Annotated in this window: 15 protein-coding genes; 6 read left to right on the forward strand and 9 right to left on the reverse strand. The window is 40.2% G+C overall.

From position 1 onward, the window contains the following. Window positions 1-318 precede the first annotated feature (318 nt). Window positions 319-1437 carry a PQQ-dependent sugar dehydrogenase gene (locus AAC000_RS21130; protein WP_339725651.1) on the reverse strand — a complete coding sequence of 373 codons (1119 nt, stop codon included), beginning with the start codon at window positions 1435-1437 and terminating at the stop codon, window positions 319-321. 128 nt (window positions 1438-1565) lie between these two features. On the opposite strand from AAC000_RS21130, the gene AAC000_RS21135 reads away from it, so the two are divergent. Continuing rightward, entirely contained in the window at window positions 1566-2030 is a 465-nt protein-coding gene (locus AAC000_RS21135; protein ID WP_339725653.1) for a hypothetical protein, read from the forward strand. A gap of 40 nt (window positions 2031-2070) precedes the next feature. Here the strand turns inward: AAC000_RS21135 and AAC000_RS21140 are convergent, their stop codons facing one another. The 3 genes from AAC000_RS21140 to AAC000_RS21150 form a co-directional block, all read right to left on the reverse strand. Further along, the gene (locus tag AAC000_RS21140) at window positions 2071-3750 is read right to left on the reverse strand and encodes a DUF3466 family protein (RefSeq protein WP_339725655.1); all 1680 of its coding nucleotides are present in this window, start codon (window positions 3748-3750) and stop codon (window positions 2071-2073) included. 186 nt (window positions 3751-3936) lie between these two features. Next, complete coding sequence (locus AAC000_RS21145; protein ID WP_339725657.1) at window positions 3937-5448, reverse strand: DUF4397 domain-containing protein; 1512 nt, start codon at window positions 5446-5448, stop codon at window positions 3937-3939. A 379-nt stretch (window positions 5449-5827) separates the two neighbouring features. Next, window positions 5828-6310, reverse strand: a complete 483-nt coding sequence (locus tag AAC000_RS21150; RefSeq protein ID WP_339725659.1) for a DUF2165 family protein — start codon at window positions 6308-6310, stop codon at window positions 5828-5830. Between the two features lie 218 nt (window positions 6311-6528). On the opposite strand from AAC000_RS21150, the gene AAC000_RS21155 reads away from it, so the two are divergent. Continuing rightward, window positions 6529-6921: a phasin family protein gene (locus AAC000_RS21155; protein ID WP_339725661.1), complete on the forward strand. Its 393-nt coding sequence runs from the start codon at window positions 6529-6531 to the stop codon at window positions 6919-6921. Window positions 6922-7245: 324 nt separating this feature from the next. Further along, on the forward strand, window positions 7246-8895 hold the full coding sequence (gene pckA / locus AAC000_RS21160) for a phosphoenolpyruvate carboxykinase (ATP) (RefSeq protein ID WP_339725663.1): 1650 nt from the start codon (window positions 7246-7248) through the stop codon (window positions 8893-8895). Between the two features lie 5 nt (window positions 8896-8900). Here pckA and AAC000_RS21165 read toward each other — a convergent pair whose 3' ends face one another. From AAC000_RS21165 to AAC000_RS21180, 4 genes are all read right to left on the reverse strand, one after another. Then, window positions 8901-9389, reverse strand: a complete 489-nt coding sequence (locus AAC000_RS21165) for an RNase H family protein (RefSeq protein ID WP_339725665.1) — start codon at window positions 9387-9389, stop codon at window positions 8901-8903. A gap of 269 nt (window positions 9390-9658) precedes the next feature. Further along, entirely contained in the window at window positions 9659-10408 is a 750-nt protein-coding gene (locus AAC000_RS21170) for an ABC transporter substrate-binding protein (RefSeq protein ID WP_339725666.1), read from the reverse strand. A gap of 217 nt (window positions 10409-10625) precedes the next feature. After that, window positions 10626-11657: a ChaN family lipoprotein gene (locus AAC000_RS21175; RefSeq protein WP_339725667.1), complete on the reverse strand. Its 1032-nt coding sequence runs from the start codon at window positions 11655-11657 to the stop codon at window positions 10626-10628. Between the two features lie 113 nt (window positions 11658-11770). Continuing rightward, window positions 11771-14068 carry a YgiQ family radical SAM protein gene (locus tag AAC000_RS21180; protein WP_339725668.1) on the reverse strand — a complete coding sequence of 766 codons (2298 nt, stop codon included), beginning with the start codon at window positions 14066-14068 and terminating at the stop codon, window positions 11771-11773. Between the two features lie 1095 nt (window positions 14069-15163). Here AAC000_RS21180 and AAC000_RS21185 point away from each other — a divergent pair. Then, the gene (locus AAC000_RS21185; protein WP_339725669.1) at window positions 15164-15370 is read left to right on the forward strand and encodes a helix-turn-helix transcriptional regulator; all 207 of its coding nucleotides are present in this window, start codon (window positions 15164-15166) and stop codon (window positions 15368-15370) included. 275 nt (window positions 15371-15645) lie between these two features. Here the strand turns inward: AAC000_RS21185 and AAC000_RS21190 are convergent, their stop codons facing one another. Continuing rightward, a complete protein-coding gene (locus AAC000_RS21190; RefSeq protein WP_339725670.1) occupies window positions 15646-16083 on the reverse strand; it encodes an Rrf2 family transcriptional regulator in 438 nt (145 codons plus the stop codon). Between the two features lie 110 nt (window positions 16084-16193). On the opposite strand from AAC000_RS21190, the gene AAC000_RS21195 reads away from it, so the two are divergent. Both AAC000_RS21195 and AAC000_RS21200 read left to right on the forward strand, forming a co-directional pair. Further along, entirely contained in the window at window positions 16194-16415 is a 222-nt protein-coding gene (locus tag AAC000_RS21195) for a hypothetical protein (protein WP_339725671.1), read from the forward strand. A 13-nt stretch (window positions 16416-16428) separates the two neighbouring features. After that, window positions 16429-17631: an NnrS family protein gene (locus tag AAC000_RS21200; protein ID WP_339725672.1), complete on the forward strand. Its 1203-nt coding sequence runs from the start codon at window positions 16429-16431 to the stop codon at window positions 17629-17631. The last annotated feature ends 67 nt before the right edge of the window (window positions 17632-17698 follow it).

A 17698-nucleotide genomic window follows, 5' to 3' on the forward strand; every position in this document is an offset into this window, starting at 1 on the left:
GACAGCTTATTGGATTTTCTATCCGTTAAGCATCATTTGGTAAAATAGGTACTATTTACATAAACGCTCTAGGTGGAATACTTTCAGCCCCTCGTTTTGCAATGTGTTTTCGATATGCGTCTAACACAATTAAATCCTCTCTCTTGCCCCCGAAACTTATCTCTAGGATTCGGGACACAGAAATGAAAACCGTACAAGTATAAGGGTTATTAACAAAAAGTGGAATTGTGAACTAGGCTTGATTACCTATAATCAGTATTCATTTAAGTTATAAGTTACTGAAATTTACAGTTTTTTAACAAAAAGTGCATAATTAAGCTATTCAGGCACAACCCGCAGCACTTTTCCCTGAGCGCTATCGGTCAATATATAGATTGAACCATCAGGATGAACACGTACATCACGAATTCTTTGCCCAAGCTCTTTAAACAGAGAAACCTGGCCTAACACTTCCATATCATGCATTTGTACCCAACGTACTTCTTTAAATTTGAGCACACTGACTAAAAAGTCACCGTTTAATGTTTTAAATATTTCGCCACTATGTACCGCCATACCTGATGGAGCGATTGATGGCGTCCAGTCTATTAAGGGTTGCTGCATATTGGGATATTCGGTGAACGGACTAATACGCCCACCAATATAATCCTTACCATATGTAATCACTGGCCAACCATAATTTACCCCAGCTTGGATAACGTTTAATTCATCGCCACCGTCTGGCCCATGTTCGTTAGAAAAAATCACCTTTCGGACTGGATCAAACAAAATTCCCTGTGGGTTTCTGTGACCATAACTGAAAATATAGTTAGTCAACGAATTAGCATTTTCACTGAAATACGGATTATTTAGCGGTGCGCTTCCATCATCGTTGATGCGGATAATCTTACCCATCAAACTATCGAGACGCTGGGCATCTTCGCGATAATCAAAACCATCACCACTTGTTATAAGCAAAGTGTTATCAGCTAAAAAAGCCATACGACCTGCAAAATGCACCGGTGTGGATTTAAATGGCGAAACAGTAAAAACAACCTGTTGCTGTGTTAGTTTGTTGCCAACAAGTTTTGCCCGCATCACCTGCAAGGCGTTATTATCAGTGTCCCCAGTAGCATATGAAAGATAAAGCCATCCATTAGCGGCAAAATTTGGATGCAAAATCACCTCTAATAATCCACCTTGCCCTTTCACATAAATAGTCGTTGGCAAACCGCTAATCGCCTCAGAAACACTACCATCTTTTATCCGCAATAATTTACCCGTACGCTCAGTGACCAATACACTTCCATCAGGTAAAAATGCTAGTGACCAAGGAAAGTTTAAATCTTTGGCAACCTCTTGTATTTGATATTTAGGAAAGGGCGCCTGTGCCGCTAAACTATCAAAATTGCTGCTTAAGAGTAAAATCAGCGCAAAAATAAAACTCCGATATTGCATAGATATGTCGTCTCTAAATTAGAATAAGATCCGCAAACCGAACCATAGTTTATTGATATTAACATCCAGTTCGCTCATTATCGCCCCAATTATCTCTCCTTCATCAACAAATAAATAAGCAACATATTATGAAATTAAAATATTACCTTAGGCTTTGTACTCATTTTCTTGTTGCAGTGATTTTTGCGTTTGTTTTAGCGAGCTTAATGCATAGCCAATTTGTCATGGCTGAATTAACCAAGGTAGGTGTAGAAATTTTATTTAATGACCGGCTCAGTATGAGCCTTGATGACCTATTAGGTTTGTATCCAACCTATGGGGTAATCATAGCGGTGAGTTTTTTGATTGCTTTTATGGTTGCAAGTCAATTAATCAAACGCTTCAAATTATCCCCAGCTATTATGTATTGTTTGGCTGGAGGCATGGGCCTGTCAGTGGCACTTTTCGCCATGCATCCTATTTTAGATATTAGCCTTTTAGCCAGTACCCGCAGTACCTTTGGATTTGTATGTCAAAGCTTAGCAGGTGCAATGGGTGGCTGGATTTTTAATCATTTGCGAACAGCCTTATTGAGCGACCAAACTGCTCTCTAAACTTGCTGAGCCAAATTGTTAATCACTTGCCGTAGAAACATTAGTTTCCTTGGCAAGCCTGTCGTCTTAATCTAACTAAACACAATAAAAACAATCCGACGTTAATCGCTACAGGCATACTGGCGCCTTGGCGCACCAACTCTTCTTCATAAACATCACAGTTATCAATAGACCCACCAGAAATAGGCAGTAATTTTACAGCTACTACTGTGTCTACTAAAGTTTGTCCGCCGAGTTCATCCAAGATAATTTCACCACGAATATTTTTCTGGGGTTTAGATATCAAAGCCGTTGCGACTATTTCATTGCTATCGTTAATACCATTTGCCTGCACAATGTCGTATTCGGAATTACATTCAATTAGCGAATTAAGACCTTGAAATATATCGTTTTTATAATCGTATATAAAACCTTCTGTGCGGCGATCTGTTAAGGTTGCCTCTGACTCTCCATAACCCACCACAAAATTTTCGTTATTAATTGAGTTGGCTACACTAGAAGAACCGGTAAAAAAATCATCCGGGTACAGCGTGAGATCCGCTTCAATATCATGTATAAAAAACTTAGTACGGGTTGTGCCATTAATACTTTTTGTGACATGCCCCACCACAATATTGTCATTGTTGATGTCGTAGGCGGTACTTGTATAGACTTCATCATCCTGATTAATGGTCGTTACCTGGTCACCGATATAAATTGCGGCAACAGTAGTCAAAGAGTCTGTTTCTAGATAATAATCAGGGGATTCCCCTACTGCTATACCATAGTCGTTTATGGCCACTGCTGTGCTTTTGTATGTCGTGCTAGAAGTCGCATCTAATTCGATAAGCATGCCCAAAGCATAAGTATCGATTAGATCACCTCGCTCATCTAATTGCCAAATCAAACCTCTTTGCTGCGCCACCGAAGACACATTGTTAGCCAAACTAATGCTAAGTGATCGTAAACAAGATTCTTCTGGCACGTCCCCTCTTGCTGTAGGGTCACTACAGTCTTCAACGCCAACTGTATAGGTGTCAGAAACAAACTCGGTTGTACCATAACCCACTACTTGGTTGCTGGAATTGATATCGTAAGCATCGCTTATACCACCAGCTGTGATATCTGGTGGTGGCAGTTCAGTTATATCGCCATCCACTTGGGCAAAACCTCGTGCATAAAAATCGTTTAACACATATGTCAGTTCGTAAAAGTCTTCACTAAGATAAGACATGGTGTAAAAGCCGTCTTGACTCTTGCCCACAGCATAGCCGAAATCGTTGATCGACCTAACTTGTGTGGTTGCACTGTTCCTGTAGTCATCGGTATTAGGGTCTAATGTATCGAACCCGTGCATCAGGTCAGTGTACGTTTCAGTTGCTATATAACTATTTAAACTGGCAATTTGTTGAAATTGTTGGTCTTCTGAATAGGCCGTAACATAAGAATATAACCAGCTATAATCTAGATCACTCAAATCCCCGCCGCGAACGCCATCAAGATTATCTAAACCCGCTATTACCACAGCCGATTCAAAATTGATTAAAGTGGTATCAATAGGCGGGCTATATTGCAGCTCCATATTCACAACGGTTTCCCCCACATTATTGATTGCCACGGGAAAGGTGCTGTTGCCGAGTTCTGCCACTGGCAATTCAACTACTGTATATTGCGCAGCATTCACGAGTGGTAGAGCGAAAAGTGAAACAGTAAAACTACCGGTAATGATTGCTTTTTTCATTGGAAATCCTGCTGAGTACTATTTTTACTTATGTATCACCGCCAGATAGTGGCCTGATATAAAACGTCTTGGTTACCCACTGCGACGCCCAACTCTTAAAAGCTGTATAAGTCATAAATAGTAAAATAGAATGACCGCAGTGAATGGCATGACATGCACAAACACTACGGCAACGATTAGATAGGTTTAATCGACACTTTTCTGATTAACCAATAACATCTGATACCCTGATGAGGCATTCTCATCTTGCTCAAAAATCAAGTATTGCTCTTGGCTAATTTCACTTAAAACCATTTGCATACTGTCCAAAACAATATCTGTTCCGTCTATGGTTGCGACTGCGTAAATATCGTAGGTATTATTGAGTAGTGTTAAAGAACCCGAGTTTTCTTGTAAAACCGATAACAAATTATCCGCAGTAGAAATAATCTCATCGTTAAGCACAAAGTAAAAAGTCACTCGGCTAAAATCTTCTGAATTGGCCAAATTAACCACCTTCACGCCGTGGCTGTATATACTCGAGCTGCTACTTTTAGTCAGAGTCAATGACTTTATGACAATCTCATAGTCATCCACTATACCATCGCTATTTTCGTCTATATCACCGTCTTCATCTTCGTCTATCGCGTCTTTTCGACCATATAAAAAGATAGTATTGTCGGCGTTTTCTTTGAGGCTGAGCAAAGCGTCTTTGATGTATAACTCGTCGGTATCTGAATTAAGCACATCGAAGGCATAGTCCCCATTAGAGGTGTTAGTCGACACACTAAACTCACCTTTAGTTAACCCATCTATCGTGACTTTAGTAACACCGCCAATTCTAACGTCGATGTCTATATTTCCTTGATAATCAGGTAAATAATCATTACTCGAGATAGCGTTATAAAAACTAAACTCAGCTTCTGAATCAACATCTTGCAATTCTGTTATGCCATTAATTCCGATACTGTCTATTGTGAAATCCGAAGAACCCACCCCCGTATTATCACGCAACACTATGATGTACTGGCTGACCACCGAATAGGACTGATCAACCGAGGTATAAATGACATCAGTGCTGCCCGGTAAGGTGATATAGAAAATATACTGGTCTTGCTCTAGTTTTATATTATCTGACAGACTTTGATAGTTTGCGGTGGCTAAAAATTCAGCTTCATTAAAGGTTTCATTGTCTTTAGATACATATAGATCGACGTTTTGAATATCAGAGTGAATATTCAGTAAACGAATATTAAATAGGTCATCGTCATCGTCATCATCATCGTCAACAACGTCGATATCAAAGCGAAGTACTTCGGGCTCACGTACATCACCAGTAAGTGCAATAAAACTAATGGTATCGGACTTGATCTTAACGCTATCCTCGTAGATGATTTCTAAATCACTTCTATCGCTACTTTCTTCGTCCTGCCAAGCGAGCTCAATAAAATAGGTATCGGTATCTAAAGCGTTATTACCACTTACTTCAGTATAATCTACCGAGCTATAAGTGACTTCTATTTCGTCGTCATCATCATCATCAAGATTTTCGTCAACTGTTAAGAAAATTCCCGGAGCATTGGGGGACGCATTATAAAACTTTACGTAACCCGTCCCGCTATCATCATCACTTGAACACCCAGATAACACAAACATTGATAAGCTAATCCATAACATTAATGATTGGTAAAAGGGGTGACCCACTTTGCTAAACTTCATTGTATCTCCAGTTACTATTATTTAATTACCGCGGTCGATAATTAAATGGCCAATTGAATAATTACTGATGGGACAGAAAGGCAAAATATTAGTTCGCGGCTAACGCTCACTTACACATTGTTTGCACATTTGCAGTGAAGAACCGCCGGGAACTTGGTTAGAAAACCCCAACTGATAGATATTAATGATGAAACTGACTCACAGACAAAAAGACCTGTACAGGCCAAAACCCTAACCGACCCTAACTATTTTAAGGACATTGCTGAAGCACTTAGATTTAAGCGCCTCAACATAGATAAGGAAGTTCAACTATAAAAAAATTAATGTGGAGCTCGCCATGCTATTTTAATCTCCACATTTGATTACATGGCTAAAAGACTCAATCTTTCGACGCCACAAACAACGCAATTAACCCAATCATGCCACCATATCTGAACGCCGATTGCAGCACAGGGCCAAGCATAGATTCAGATCGCCACAATTCAAACCAACTTTCTGCAATAACAATAAAGCCAGCAAACAACATAATTAGCGCCACCCCACATCCAGCTAGGGCGATATTTTTCGCCCTATAATAAACTTCGTTATCAGACACCTTAGCCCGCCACATTTGAATTCCACCTATGCTACACAAGGCAGCGACGACTATTTTAGACAGCACAATAAAAAGAGCCCCTGCCCAAATGACAATGGGATTGGATGTAGCCTGCCAGCTGTCAGAACCTCCATCAATTGTGATCATCGAAGTAACAGCCCCCACAGCACCTATGGTTCCGTTCCAATCGACTACATTATGAATCACGCCAAAAACGCCCCAAAAGGCTACGGATAACATCATTATTGATTTGACTTTTTTAAGCATCGAACTCTCCTTTTCGGTTTATTTAGAACAATGAATAGTAGTGCCCTATCCAACATTTTGCTAAGTCATCCAAAACGTTAAATTGACGACTCAAAAATGAGAATAACAAATAATTTTGAAAACATTGATTAATTAGTATGCGATTTCTAATTTTCATCCGTAAAGTAAGGTCCATTGAAGCAATACAGTTAATTTTAAATAACTACGGAGTAAATATTATGAACAACATCGACATGATTAAAGAAAAAGCCGCCACTGCTGAAGATATGGCGCGTAAAGTTTGGTTAGCTGGTCTTGGTGCATATGGTAAAGGCTATGAAGAAGTTAAAGGCCGTTTTGAAGCGCTTTCAACTGATTCAAACAAGTTATTTAACGAACTTGTTGTTAAAGGTGAAAAACTTGAAACTGAAGGCAAAGGTAAAGTTGCAGAAGTGAAAACTAAAGTAGCAGAAAAAACTGAAATCGAATCTCGTATCGAAACAGTGCGTACCAAGCTTGGTTTTAACAACACTGACACTGATCTTAAAATTGAAGAGTTAAGTGCAAAAATTGATGCTTTAACTGAGGCTGTTGCTAAATTAGCGGCCAAACCTGCAGTGAAAAAAGCTTAGTCTTACTTTTAATTGTGAATAAATAGAAGAGAGCCTCAGGGTTCTCTTTTTTTTTGCTCCCCTTAACTGACAAACCAAAATGACTAGTTGCCCTAATCAAAAAAGGGAGCGTAATTATTTAAAATACATGAGCGCTGCGTAAACTCTTATTCACGGCATTTATAATCAAGATAATGTCGTTATTGAGATTTATTATTTTTTTTTGTGTATAAAAACTGTGACGTTAACGCCACAGATTAACAAGTCCGGTACCACTAGCGCTATACGTTTTATTTAACTCACTTAGCTGCAAGCACTCCTCAATAACGAGTATTGGATTTAAATATGACAAACAATGAACAGCAGTCCCCCATAGCGAATCGCACACGACTCGATAAAGTGCGTGCGCATTTAGACACCCTTGGCCTCAAAAACATTGCGAATATTGTGCACAACCCAAGTTATGACGCACTGTTTTCAGCCGAAACGAATGATGCCTTAAGTGGCTTCGAAAAAGGCACAGTCACAGATTCTGGCGCAGTCAATGTCGACACTGGCATATATACCGGCCGTTCCCCAAAAGACAAATTTATTGTTAAAGATGAATTAACCAAAGACACAGTTTGGTGGAGGACAGCGGACAATAATAACGACAACAAACCTATTTCCATTGAAACCTGGGAAGCCTTAAAAAGTATTAGTCAGCAACAACTTTCAGATAGCGATCTATTTGTCGTAGATGCTATTTGTGGCGCTAACGCAAATACAGCACTAAAGGTGAGGTTTGTTATGCAAGTCGCTTGGCAAGCGCACTTCGTAAAAAACATGTTTATTCGCCCCACTGAAGAGCAACTGGATAATTTTGAGCCTGATTTTGTGGTGATGAATGCATCCAAAGCCAAAGATCCTGAATTCAGAAAACATCAAACAAACTCCGAAACCTTTGTTGCATTTAACCTTACAGAAAAAATTCAGTTAATAGGTGGCACTTGGTATGGCGGCGAAATGAAGAAAGGCATGTTTTCAATGATGAACTACTTTCTTCCTCTGCAAGGCATAGCATCAATGCATTGCTCTGCCAATGTCTGTAAAGACAATAATACCGCTATATTTTTTGGATTGTCAGGTACGGGGAAAACGACCTTATCTGCCGATCCTAATCGCGCATTAATAGGAGATGATGAACACGGTTGGGACGACGATGGGGTGTTTAATTTTGAAGGTGGTTGTTATGCCAAAACAATCGATTTAGACCCCGACAAAGAGCCCGAAATCTATCACGCTATTAAACGTAATGCCTTGTTAGAAAATGTGGTAATAAAAGGTAATGTGCCTGATTATTCTGATAACCAAAAAACAGAAAATACTCGAGTGTCTTACCCCATCGAACATATTGAAAACCGAGTGTTAGGGGTTTGCAAAGCCGGCCATGCCAAAAAAGTGATTTTTTTGACTGCGGATGCCTTTGGCGTATTTCCCCCGGTTTCACGTTTAACCAGTGAGCAAGCTAAGTATCATTATTTATCAGGTTTCACTGCTAAATTAGCGGGCACTGAACGTGGTGTGACTCACCCTACCCCCACATTTTCTTCTTGTTTTGGACAAGCTTTTCTAAGCTTGCACCCTACTCAATATGCACATGTACTCGAACAAAGAATGACTACTGCAGGCGCCAGTGCATATTTGGTGAATACAGGTTGGAACGGCACAGGTAAACGTATTAGCTTAGCGGCAACTCGCGCGATTATTAATGCCATACTAGATGGCGAAGTTGAAGAGTCTGAATGTGAAATACTCCCTTATTTCAACCTCGCTTTTCCAACTACACTATCGGGCGTAGACAGCGATATTCTTGATCCCCGTAAAACCTACGCTAACCCGGCAGAATGGGATGAAGAAGCAAAAAAATTAGCACAACTCTTTATCGACAACTTTTCTAAATTTACGGATAACCAAGAAGGCAAGGCCCTAACGTTAGCGGGTCCGCATTTATGACAGTGTTAAAACTCTGCTCGTAAAGCCCGTCTAGCGGCTTTATCAACCAAAGTGAACAGCTGGTCTATGTTATTTTTTGTACTGGATAACTGATGGCCGGCTACCTTCACCAATTTACAGTCTACCCTAGAGGTGAGTCGGTAAAACGCTTGGTACAATTCATAATTTTTCAGTCGCTTATTTTTGCTCGATAAATATTCATTCTGTTCTAGATAAGCCCGCCGACCTGGCAAGCCGATAATATTTTGGGAGTCGGTATAGACGGTCAGTGTTATGTCGCTTTTATCAACCGCAGCAATGATTTCATCCAACGACCACAACAAAGCTTGTAATTCTAGTTTAGTCGAACTGGTTTGTTCAAAACGTTTGATTTTTACCGTCTCTTTAAGGGTATCAATAGACAAGTGCAGATCAGATACGACAAGGTAAGCAGCATATCCCACCTTTAATTGCGTATTAACACTGCCGTCAGTAAAAACCTGTAAGTGAAGCATTGATTTTACGCTCAGAAGTTGAGTGGTATTTTTGTTTTTATAACATATAAATCCCGCCCTCAGGCTATACAATTCGATTTCCACATAAATTAAGCTACGGAAAGTTGCTTTTCACGACACTAAAGTGACTGACCAAAAATCAAACACCTTAGGTGCCACTATTATTGTGCTTATCCTGGCAAGTATATGTAGTAATAGACTGCAATCGCTCCAGTTAAACCAAGATAGAAACGATAATAAAGGAGCTAAAAAGTTTTAAAGGCAAGTGTTTAGAAAATCAATTTGTTTGCTGCAAGCACAGAGTCTACCGCCTGCTGAAACTTTTCAACCAGTTGCTGATCAATATCCGAACTGAGGGCAAAATAATAACGTTTGGGGGCAAAACGGTAAACGACTTCAAAATTAGCAGGGTCAATACCAGAAGAAACTAAGGTTTCACGCCAGCCATCCTCGCCAAATATCCATAAATCAATCCGCCCAGCATTTAACATCATTCCCAAGTTTGTTGAATGGGAAAGCAAAGCAATTTTTTGCAGTGGAACACCTTCTTCAATGAGTATATCTTCGCCAACATCGCCCCTTACGGCTCCCGTAATAAAAGCTTTCATGTCTTCAGGTTTGCTGATCCTTAATTGACGTGCTTTTAACGCAATCAATACATCACTTTCAGAGGCTATAGGACCGACCCATTGAAAACCACTCTCTCGCTCAGGTGTTCTTATTGTACTGAACAAAACAGTGTTGGGCCCCTGCTGAGCATTTTTAAACCCCCTTGCCCAAGGTTGCACCAATATATTCTCGAGTTTAATAGGGCTACCTACATGGTTCGAGGCCGCCAACAGTAATTCAACCGCAGGCCCTTGTAATTTTCCATCCCGAATATAATTAAATGAAGCACTACTTTCAGTAATAAAAGTAAGCTCATTGAACTCCACCGCGCATACCGAAAAACTACTGGTCCAAATCCAAAAAGCCACTAATAAGTCTAAAGTTAATAACCTTTGAAATAATGGCGTCATATAACTCCGAGGGAAAGCATGTATTGTACTTTTGACATTTTACCTTAAAGCCCAATCATTGTTGAATGTAATGACTGATTTTGAAATTTGTATCGCTTCAAAGCGAATTGATACTAAATTAAATAATTTTTAGAGCCGTGACTCAAAAAAAACCTCACCTAAACTCGGTTTAAAGGCCGCCGTTCCCCCTCCCCCCAAAAAAACTCAGGGTCGATATTTAGGGGATATCACAGGTTTCTGTCATACGTTTTGCAATTAACTTACGAATTGATGCATTACGTTTATCTTTATCATAAAAACGCTCAGGCATTTCACGGAGCAAATAAATGTACTCACCTTGTTTATAGTGAGCTGCGGTGGCGATAGGTTGCATATTATCTTCTACCATCACAGGACTTAGTACTTTAATCGTTAAAGTCGGATGCATGGTTTCTAACACGGCTACCGTACCTAAGTGGCTATCGCTATGAAACGCGCCATTCAAATGCACAACTTTAGCCCCAGGTCGTTTTGCCATGGCGCTTGCAATTGACTCCGCCATAGTGGTGTCACGTAATAATTGCGCGGCATAAGTTTTCATTTGGCTTTCTTGTTGTTGTTCTGGCGTTTGCCCGTGACTGCGACCAGACGACTGGATGAAAGACAAAAATTTGTCTTTGTAACTTGCATTTTCTAAGTCTAATTCTTTAGCAGACCAATCAGCTTGTTCGGTAGGAAACCGAGCGATTATTTCCGCGCCCTTTTTACCAACACAACGCACATGCATAGCAGGTGAATTGGATGCAATCACTGGAATATTATGTTCACGTGCAAACTCAACAATGGCGCGATACGAGCCTTTATAGTGAGGCCAGGCTTCACCCTCTTCGATTAAGGTCGATTCTCCATATTCTCCCGCAAGGTACTTATCTAACACCTGTTGTTTATCACGGGTAAATTGTTCCATCGATAAAATCAGATTAGGGTTTTGCTTAAATAAGGCTTCTAATAATTGCAACTGTAAAAGGTGTGAACCTTGGTGAGAATGAAACTCTCCGATAAATACCACATCAGTATCTTGTAATTCTGCTGCTAATTGTTGAACTGATACTGGCACTTTACTGGCCGAATTCACTACTTGAAAACTATACATGGAGGTTAAAGGAGCGGGATTTACCTTCTCTACAGACGATTTAGAGCTTTGCTCTGTGCTACTACAGTTAGTCAAACTCAATACTAAGGTGATCGAAATAATTAATTTTATCAACATATAACTTCCTAGTTCCTAATATCAGGACTCACTATAAATGTCTAAAGCTTAATGACAAAGGCCATGAGTTTAATCATGGCCTTTGCATAAACACTCTCTATAAAATCAACAGTTTAGCGAGATTTACGCTGTTTACTGTTTGATTTTCCGCCTTTGTTTTGTTCAGCCTTAGCGGCTTGATTATGAGGTTGATTGTCACTAAAGCGAGTGAGGCCTTTTTGCGCTCGTGATGCTTTGCCAGACTTACCTTTGGCGAAGGCTTTATTGCCTGAGCGTTTAGCGAACTCTTTTTGATCGCGGCCTTTTAACTCATTACGGCTTTCTGCTGGCACTAAACACTTAGGACTATTACCAATCAAGTGGGCCTTGCCCATTTCTTTGAGTGTTTTACGTAATAATGGCCAGTTTGCTGGATCGTGATAACGCAAAAATGCACGGTGCAGACGACGGTGAATTTCTCCTTTAGGCACTTCCACTTCTTCACTTTTGTGATTCACTTTATGTATCGGGTTTTTTCCCGTGTGATACATAGTAGTAGCGTTGGCCATAGGTGACGGGTAAAAGTTTTGTACTTGATCTAACTTAAAGTTACGTTCTTTAAGCCACAATGCCAAATTCAACATATCGGTATCTTCAGTACCCGGATGCGCCGAGATAAAATACGGAATAAGATACTGGTCTTTGCCCGCTTCTTTGGTGTACTTGTCGAATAACTCTTTGAATTTATCGTAAGTGCCCATGCCCGGCTTCATCATTTTATCGAGGGGGGCTTTTTCGGTATGTTCTGGGGCAATTTTTAGATAACCACCTACATGATGGGTCACTAACTCTCTTACGTAATTCGGATCTTCAATCGCTAAGTCATAACGCACACCTGATGCAATCAGGACTTTTTTCACGCCTTCCACATCACGTGCTTTGCGATACAGCTCTACAGTTGGGGTTTGATCTGTATCTAAGTGTCCACAGATTTCTGGCCATACGCACGATAATCGACGACAGGCTTGTTCGGCTTTGGGGCTTTTACAACGCAACTTATACATATTCGCCGTTGGGCCACCAAGATCTGAGATAACCCCAGTAAAACCCGGTACCTTGTCGCGAATTTCTTCTATCTCGCGAATAATCGATTCTTCAGAACGGCTTTGTATTACCCGCCCCTCATGTTCGGTAATCGAACAGAAAGTACAACCACCAAAACAACCGCGCATGATATTCACCGAGGTTTTGATCATGTCGTATGCAGGAATTTTAGCTTTGCCGTAGCTTGGATGTGGCACTCGTGCATAAGGTAAATCAAACACCGCATCCATTTCTTCGGTTTCTAATGGATAAGCCGGTGGGTTGATCCAAATAATACGATCACCATGGCGCTGCACCAGTGCCCGAGCACAACCTGGGTTGGTTTCTTTATGTAAAATACGTGAGGTATGAGCGTAGTGGGTTTTTTCAGCGCGAACTACGTCATAAGCCGGTAACATCACATAGGTTTTATCCCAAGGTTTGACTCTTTGGGTTTTAGAAGTAAAAGGCTGAACCACAATTGGCTGGGCTTTTTGTTCTTCGATGGCCGCTTTTTTTTCTGCTTCTGATGAAACCGCACATTTATCTTCAATGGTCTCGTAAGGACTAACAATGGGATCAATTTTACCAATGCTGTCTAAATGAGTGGAATCTACTCCTTGCCAGCCGGGTAAAGGCTCTTTACGGATCACCGCTGTGCCGCGAATATCTTGCATTTGCTCGATAGTTTCGCCCGCCGCAAAACGGTGCGCCATTTCTAGCAAGGGTCGTTCGGCGTTACCAAACATCAACATATCGGCTTTTGAATCAAACAACACACTACGGCGTACTTTGTCTGACCAATAATCGTAATGGGCGATACGTCTTAGACTGGCTTCAATACCGCCAATCACTACAGGTTTTTTGTAGGCTTCTTTACAACGCTGGGTATAAACCGTGACAGCACGGTCGGGACGTTTTCCGCCTTCGTTGTGTGGAGTATAGGCATCATCATGACGTAATTTACGCTCGGCGGTATAACGATTGATCATCGAGTCCATATTGCCTGCGGTCACACCAAAAAATAAGTTAGGTTCGCCGAGTTGCATAAACGCATCTTTGCTATGCCAATCAGGTTGAGAAATAATCCCTACTCTAAATCCCTGCGCTTCTAATGTCCGGCCAATTACCGCCATACCAAAACTAGGGTGATCCACATAGGCATCACCGGTAACCAGAATAATGTCGCAACTATCCCAACCTAATTTATCCATCTCCTTACGAGACATAGGTAAAAACGGCGCAGGACCAAAACATTCCGCCCAATATTTAGGGAAGGAAAACAAACCGCGTTCCGCTTTCATACGGGCAACAGGTTTGGATCGAGAGGCAGGTTGAATAGTTGGCATTAATGGTCTCAAAAAATATCTAAAAAGCTGTTCAAAAAATCGGCTGGATTATAACAGAATACTTTAGGGGCTGTTGATCTTTAATATGTCATTGAGAAAGCATTTAGTTGCATACCGGAACGTTTGCCGCGCGGCAGCTGTCTTGAAGTTTAGCCATTCAAAGTAAAAGGTTAACAAACTAGCTAAAAAGATATATTTATCACTTCAGGTCAATAGACCTAAATTAAACCTGAGGGGCGGTAATGAGCGAATAGCGGTCATTCAGTCTCTACAAATTGAATACAATTTTAACTAGATTTATTGTCACTAGTCGGGTACTTGTTCTTCAGCAGGAAATGACGTGTTGCGTATATTAGCAATTATAATTTGTATAAATTAATACGTTACCCATACCTTCATAGATTATTTTTAATAACTGAATGCAATTCAATACCAACTTACTGTAATTCGATAATTAATATTGAATAATTGACGATGGAGGTATATGATGCCTCTAGTTAATGAATAAATGGATTTACCTATGCTGCCACATCAAACGCAAGCTTTCTCAAGAATCTCCAGAGTTTCAAAGGTCATTTTGCCTGTAGTTTTTGTAAACAAGATTCTTATCATTTTAATTTCGGTTCTATTTTTAGGGTTCGTACTATTCTCACCATCTGTAGATTCGCAGAATGCGACTCTTATCAGTCAATTTTTTACGACTGGCAATATCTCACTCACTTTAGGAATGATAAAAACTGGCTTGCCATTATCTGACAAATTGGTGATTTTCTTGAGTTGGATTCTGTTTCTAGTTTATGTACTAATATCACTCAATTTTCTCACTCAACTACTAAAAAATTTAGTTTATAAACAAGTTTTTAACCGCGTAAATAGCAAGTTAGTCCAAAAACTCGCTATGATGTATACCATATACTTATTAATAATTGTTGGGCATAAACTTTTTGTTTTGTATTTAAATTGGCGATCTGTAGACATCTCCCTAAATTTTAGTTCTATCTATATATTTGGCTTGATTTGGCTCTGTGCTTGGATAATGCAAATTGGTGAAGCTCTCTATTCTGAAAATGAAATGACAATTTGAGGAGTAGTATATTGTCCATTATAGTTAATTTAGATGTCGTACTTGCTCAGCGAAAAATGCGTTCAATCGAGCTTGCTGAAATTATAGGTATAACTCCCCAAAACTTATCCGTTTTAAAATCGGGTAGAGCAAAAGCAATAAAGTTAGAAACTTTAGATAAGATTTGCAATGCCTTAAAATGCGAGCCGGGTGATATCTTAGAGTTTAGAGAAGACTGATAAATAAGCAGTACCCAATGTCCCCTAAGGCGCTGAATCCTGCCTAAAACACCTCTATTCCTTCCTTCTCTAAACAGAACGATTTTTGCACAATCTGAATGACCGCAAATGGCACTTTTGAGCTAGTCAGTTCTAGCTAATTACCCCAATAACTACTCACTTTTGCGTCTGTTTTTCAACTGTGCTCTCAGTGCGCGGCACTCGGTGTCCTCAGTGGTAAAAATTATTTTGCTTTTAAGATGCTGATAAATTGATTACAGCAAACCAAGGTCGATTTAATCTGATTGAATATCCAAGATTTGGATCAAATTGTTAGTCTCATCCTCTAATAAATCAGCCAAAGTATAAGCTTTTAAGCTATCTAAAAACGCTTGGGTCGCTTGCCCCAATATCCCTTTAAGTTTGCACGCCGGTAATATTCTGCACTTGGGTGTTGAGCATTCGACAACTTGCAATGTGTTTTCAAGCAATATCACTAGATCACCAATATTTAACTCTTGTGGTTTTTGTTTTAAATAAAAACCACCACCCTTACCTCTTTTGGTTTCGATTATTCCTGCCTTACCTAATTGGTGCACAATTTTGTTCACATTGTTTCTGGAGATCTCATAGGTATTGCTTATTTCATCGATACTGGCGCGTTTTCCTTGAGGCAGTAAAGCCAGGTAAATAAGGGTTCTCAGTCCATAGTCGGTGTAACGGGTAAGTTGCATAAGTTTCTGCGGTGATCCAAAAGATTGATTGACGTTAAAAGTCTGTTTGACACATTTATATAATACATCTAATATGCACCTTATTAAAAGATGCTTATAAAAGGTATGTTATGAATCACGCTTTATTACTTAAATTGGCCAACGCTTCAATGCTGACAACTTTAATGGTATTTGTAGTTTGCGCTGTACTTGCCTATGGATTTGATAACCACTTGCCACTAATTGGGCTTACACTTCTACACGTGGCACAAATTATTCTTGCAGGGCTGTTTAAGGTGTCTTATGTGGTGCGTTTAGTAGCTCAGCAACAACTCGGCTTAGCCATCCGTTAAAGTAGAGAACATAATGAATATTTCAGAACCCAATGAAGAACAAAAAATCACGCCTATTTGGCGACAGGCATTTCGGCCCTTTTTTCTCTTCGCCTGTCTTTTCGCAATTTTGTCAATCAGTGCTTGGGCACTGGTGCAAGCAGGTCAACTTTACTTTATGCCATACGGTGGCGTGATTTTCTGGCATGCCCACGAAATGTTGTTTGGATTTGTGGCGGCTATTATTGTGGGCTTTTTGCTCACCGCGGTTCAAAGTTGGACTGGCCTTCGCGCCACACATGGCAAACCCTTAATGGTGCTTTTTACACTGTGGTTAGTAGGCCGTTTAGTGATGCTGTTAGATCTATTTTCGAATCAATGGATCAACGCTGTTTTTGACATGAGCTTTTTACTACTAGCGGCGTTTTTTATGGCAAAGCTAGTGTTAAAAGTGAAACAGTACCGAAACTTGATTTTTGTGCCGATTTTACTGTTACTGGCAACGGCTAACTTGTTCACACATTTATCCGTTATGACTGGCGAAATAAATTTTTATACCCAAGGCATGTACGCCACAGTAATGATTATTACCCTTATAATGACTGTTGTCGCAGGCCGAGTGTTTCCTATGTTTACGGCAAATGGTACTCAAACAACAAAAGTGGATAATCTTGCTTGGTTAGAAAAAACAGTGATTAGCTTAACCGCCTTATTAGTACTGGTACATTTAACTGGGGCACAGCATTTTCTAACAAGCAAACTCATGGTTTTTCTTTATATAGCTTGCTCGCTAGCTCACAGCATTCGGGCAATCCGCTGGCGACCTCAGGTCACCTTTAAAACACCATTAGTGTGGTCATTACATCTAGCCTATTGGTTTATCCCAATTAGCTTTTTATTGTTCGCTTTACACTATGGCGGCGTGGATATTTCAGCATCTAATGCATTGCATGGTTTAACCGCAGGCGCAATGAGTTCGCTGATATTGGCGATGATAGCCCGTATTGCACTGGGCCATACTGGAAGACCGCTAGCGCCTCATTGGTGTATGAAATATGCCTTTGCCTTGATAGTTTTAGCAGGCAGTATTCGGATTATATCTCCTCATTTACAAACTTACTTTAGCTTCAACCTAAATGTGTTGTCAGCAGTATTGTGGGCATTAGCCTTTGGCATTTATGTGGTGATTTATACCCCTATACTTATTACGCCAAGACCAGATGGCAGGCCAGGTTAGAATAGAAAACATTAGCTTCTAGCTTCTAGCTTCTAGCTTCTAGCTTCTAGCTTCTAGCTTCTAGCTT

Source organism: uncultured Paraglaciecola sp., from assembly GCF_963977085.1.
Lineage (GTDB): Bacteria > Pseudomonadota > Gammaproteobacteria > Enterobacterales > Alteromonadaceae > Paraglaciecola.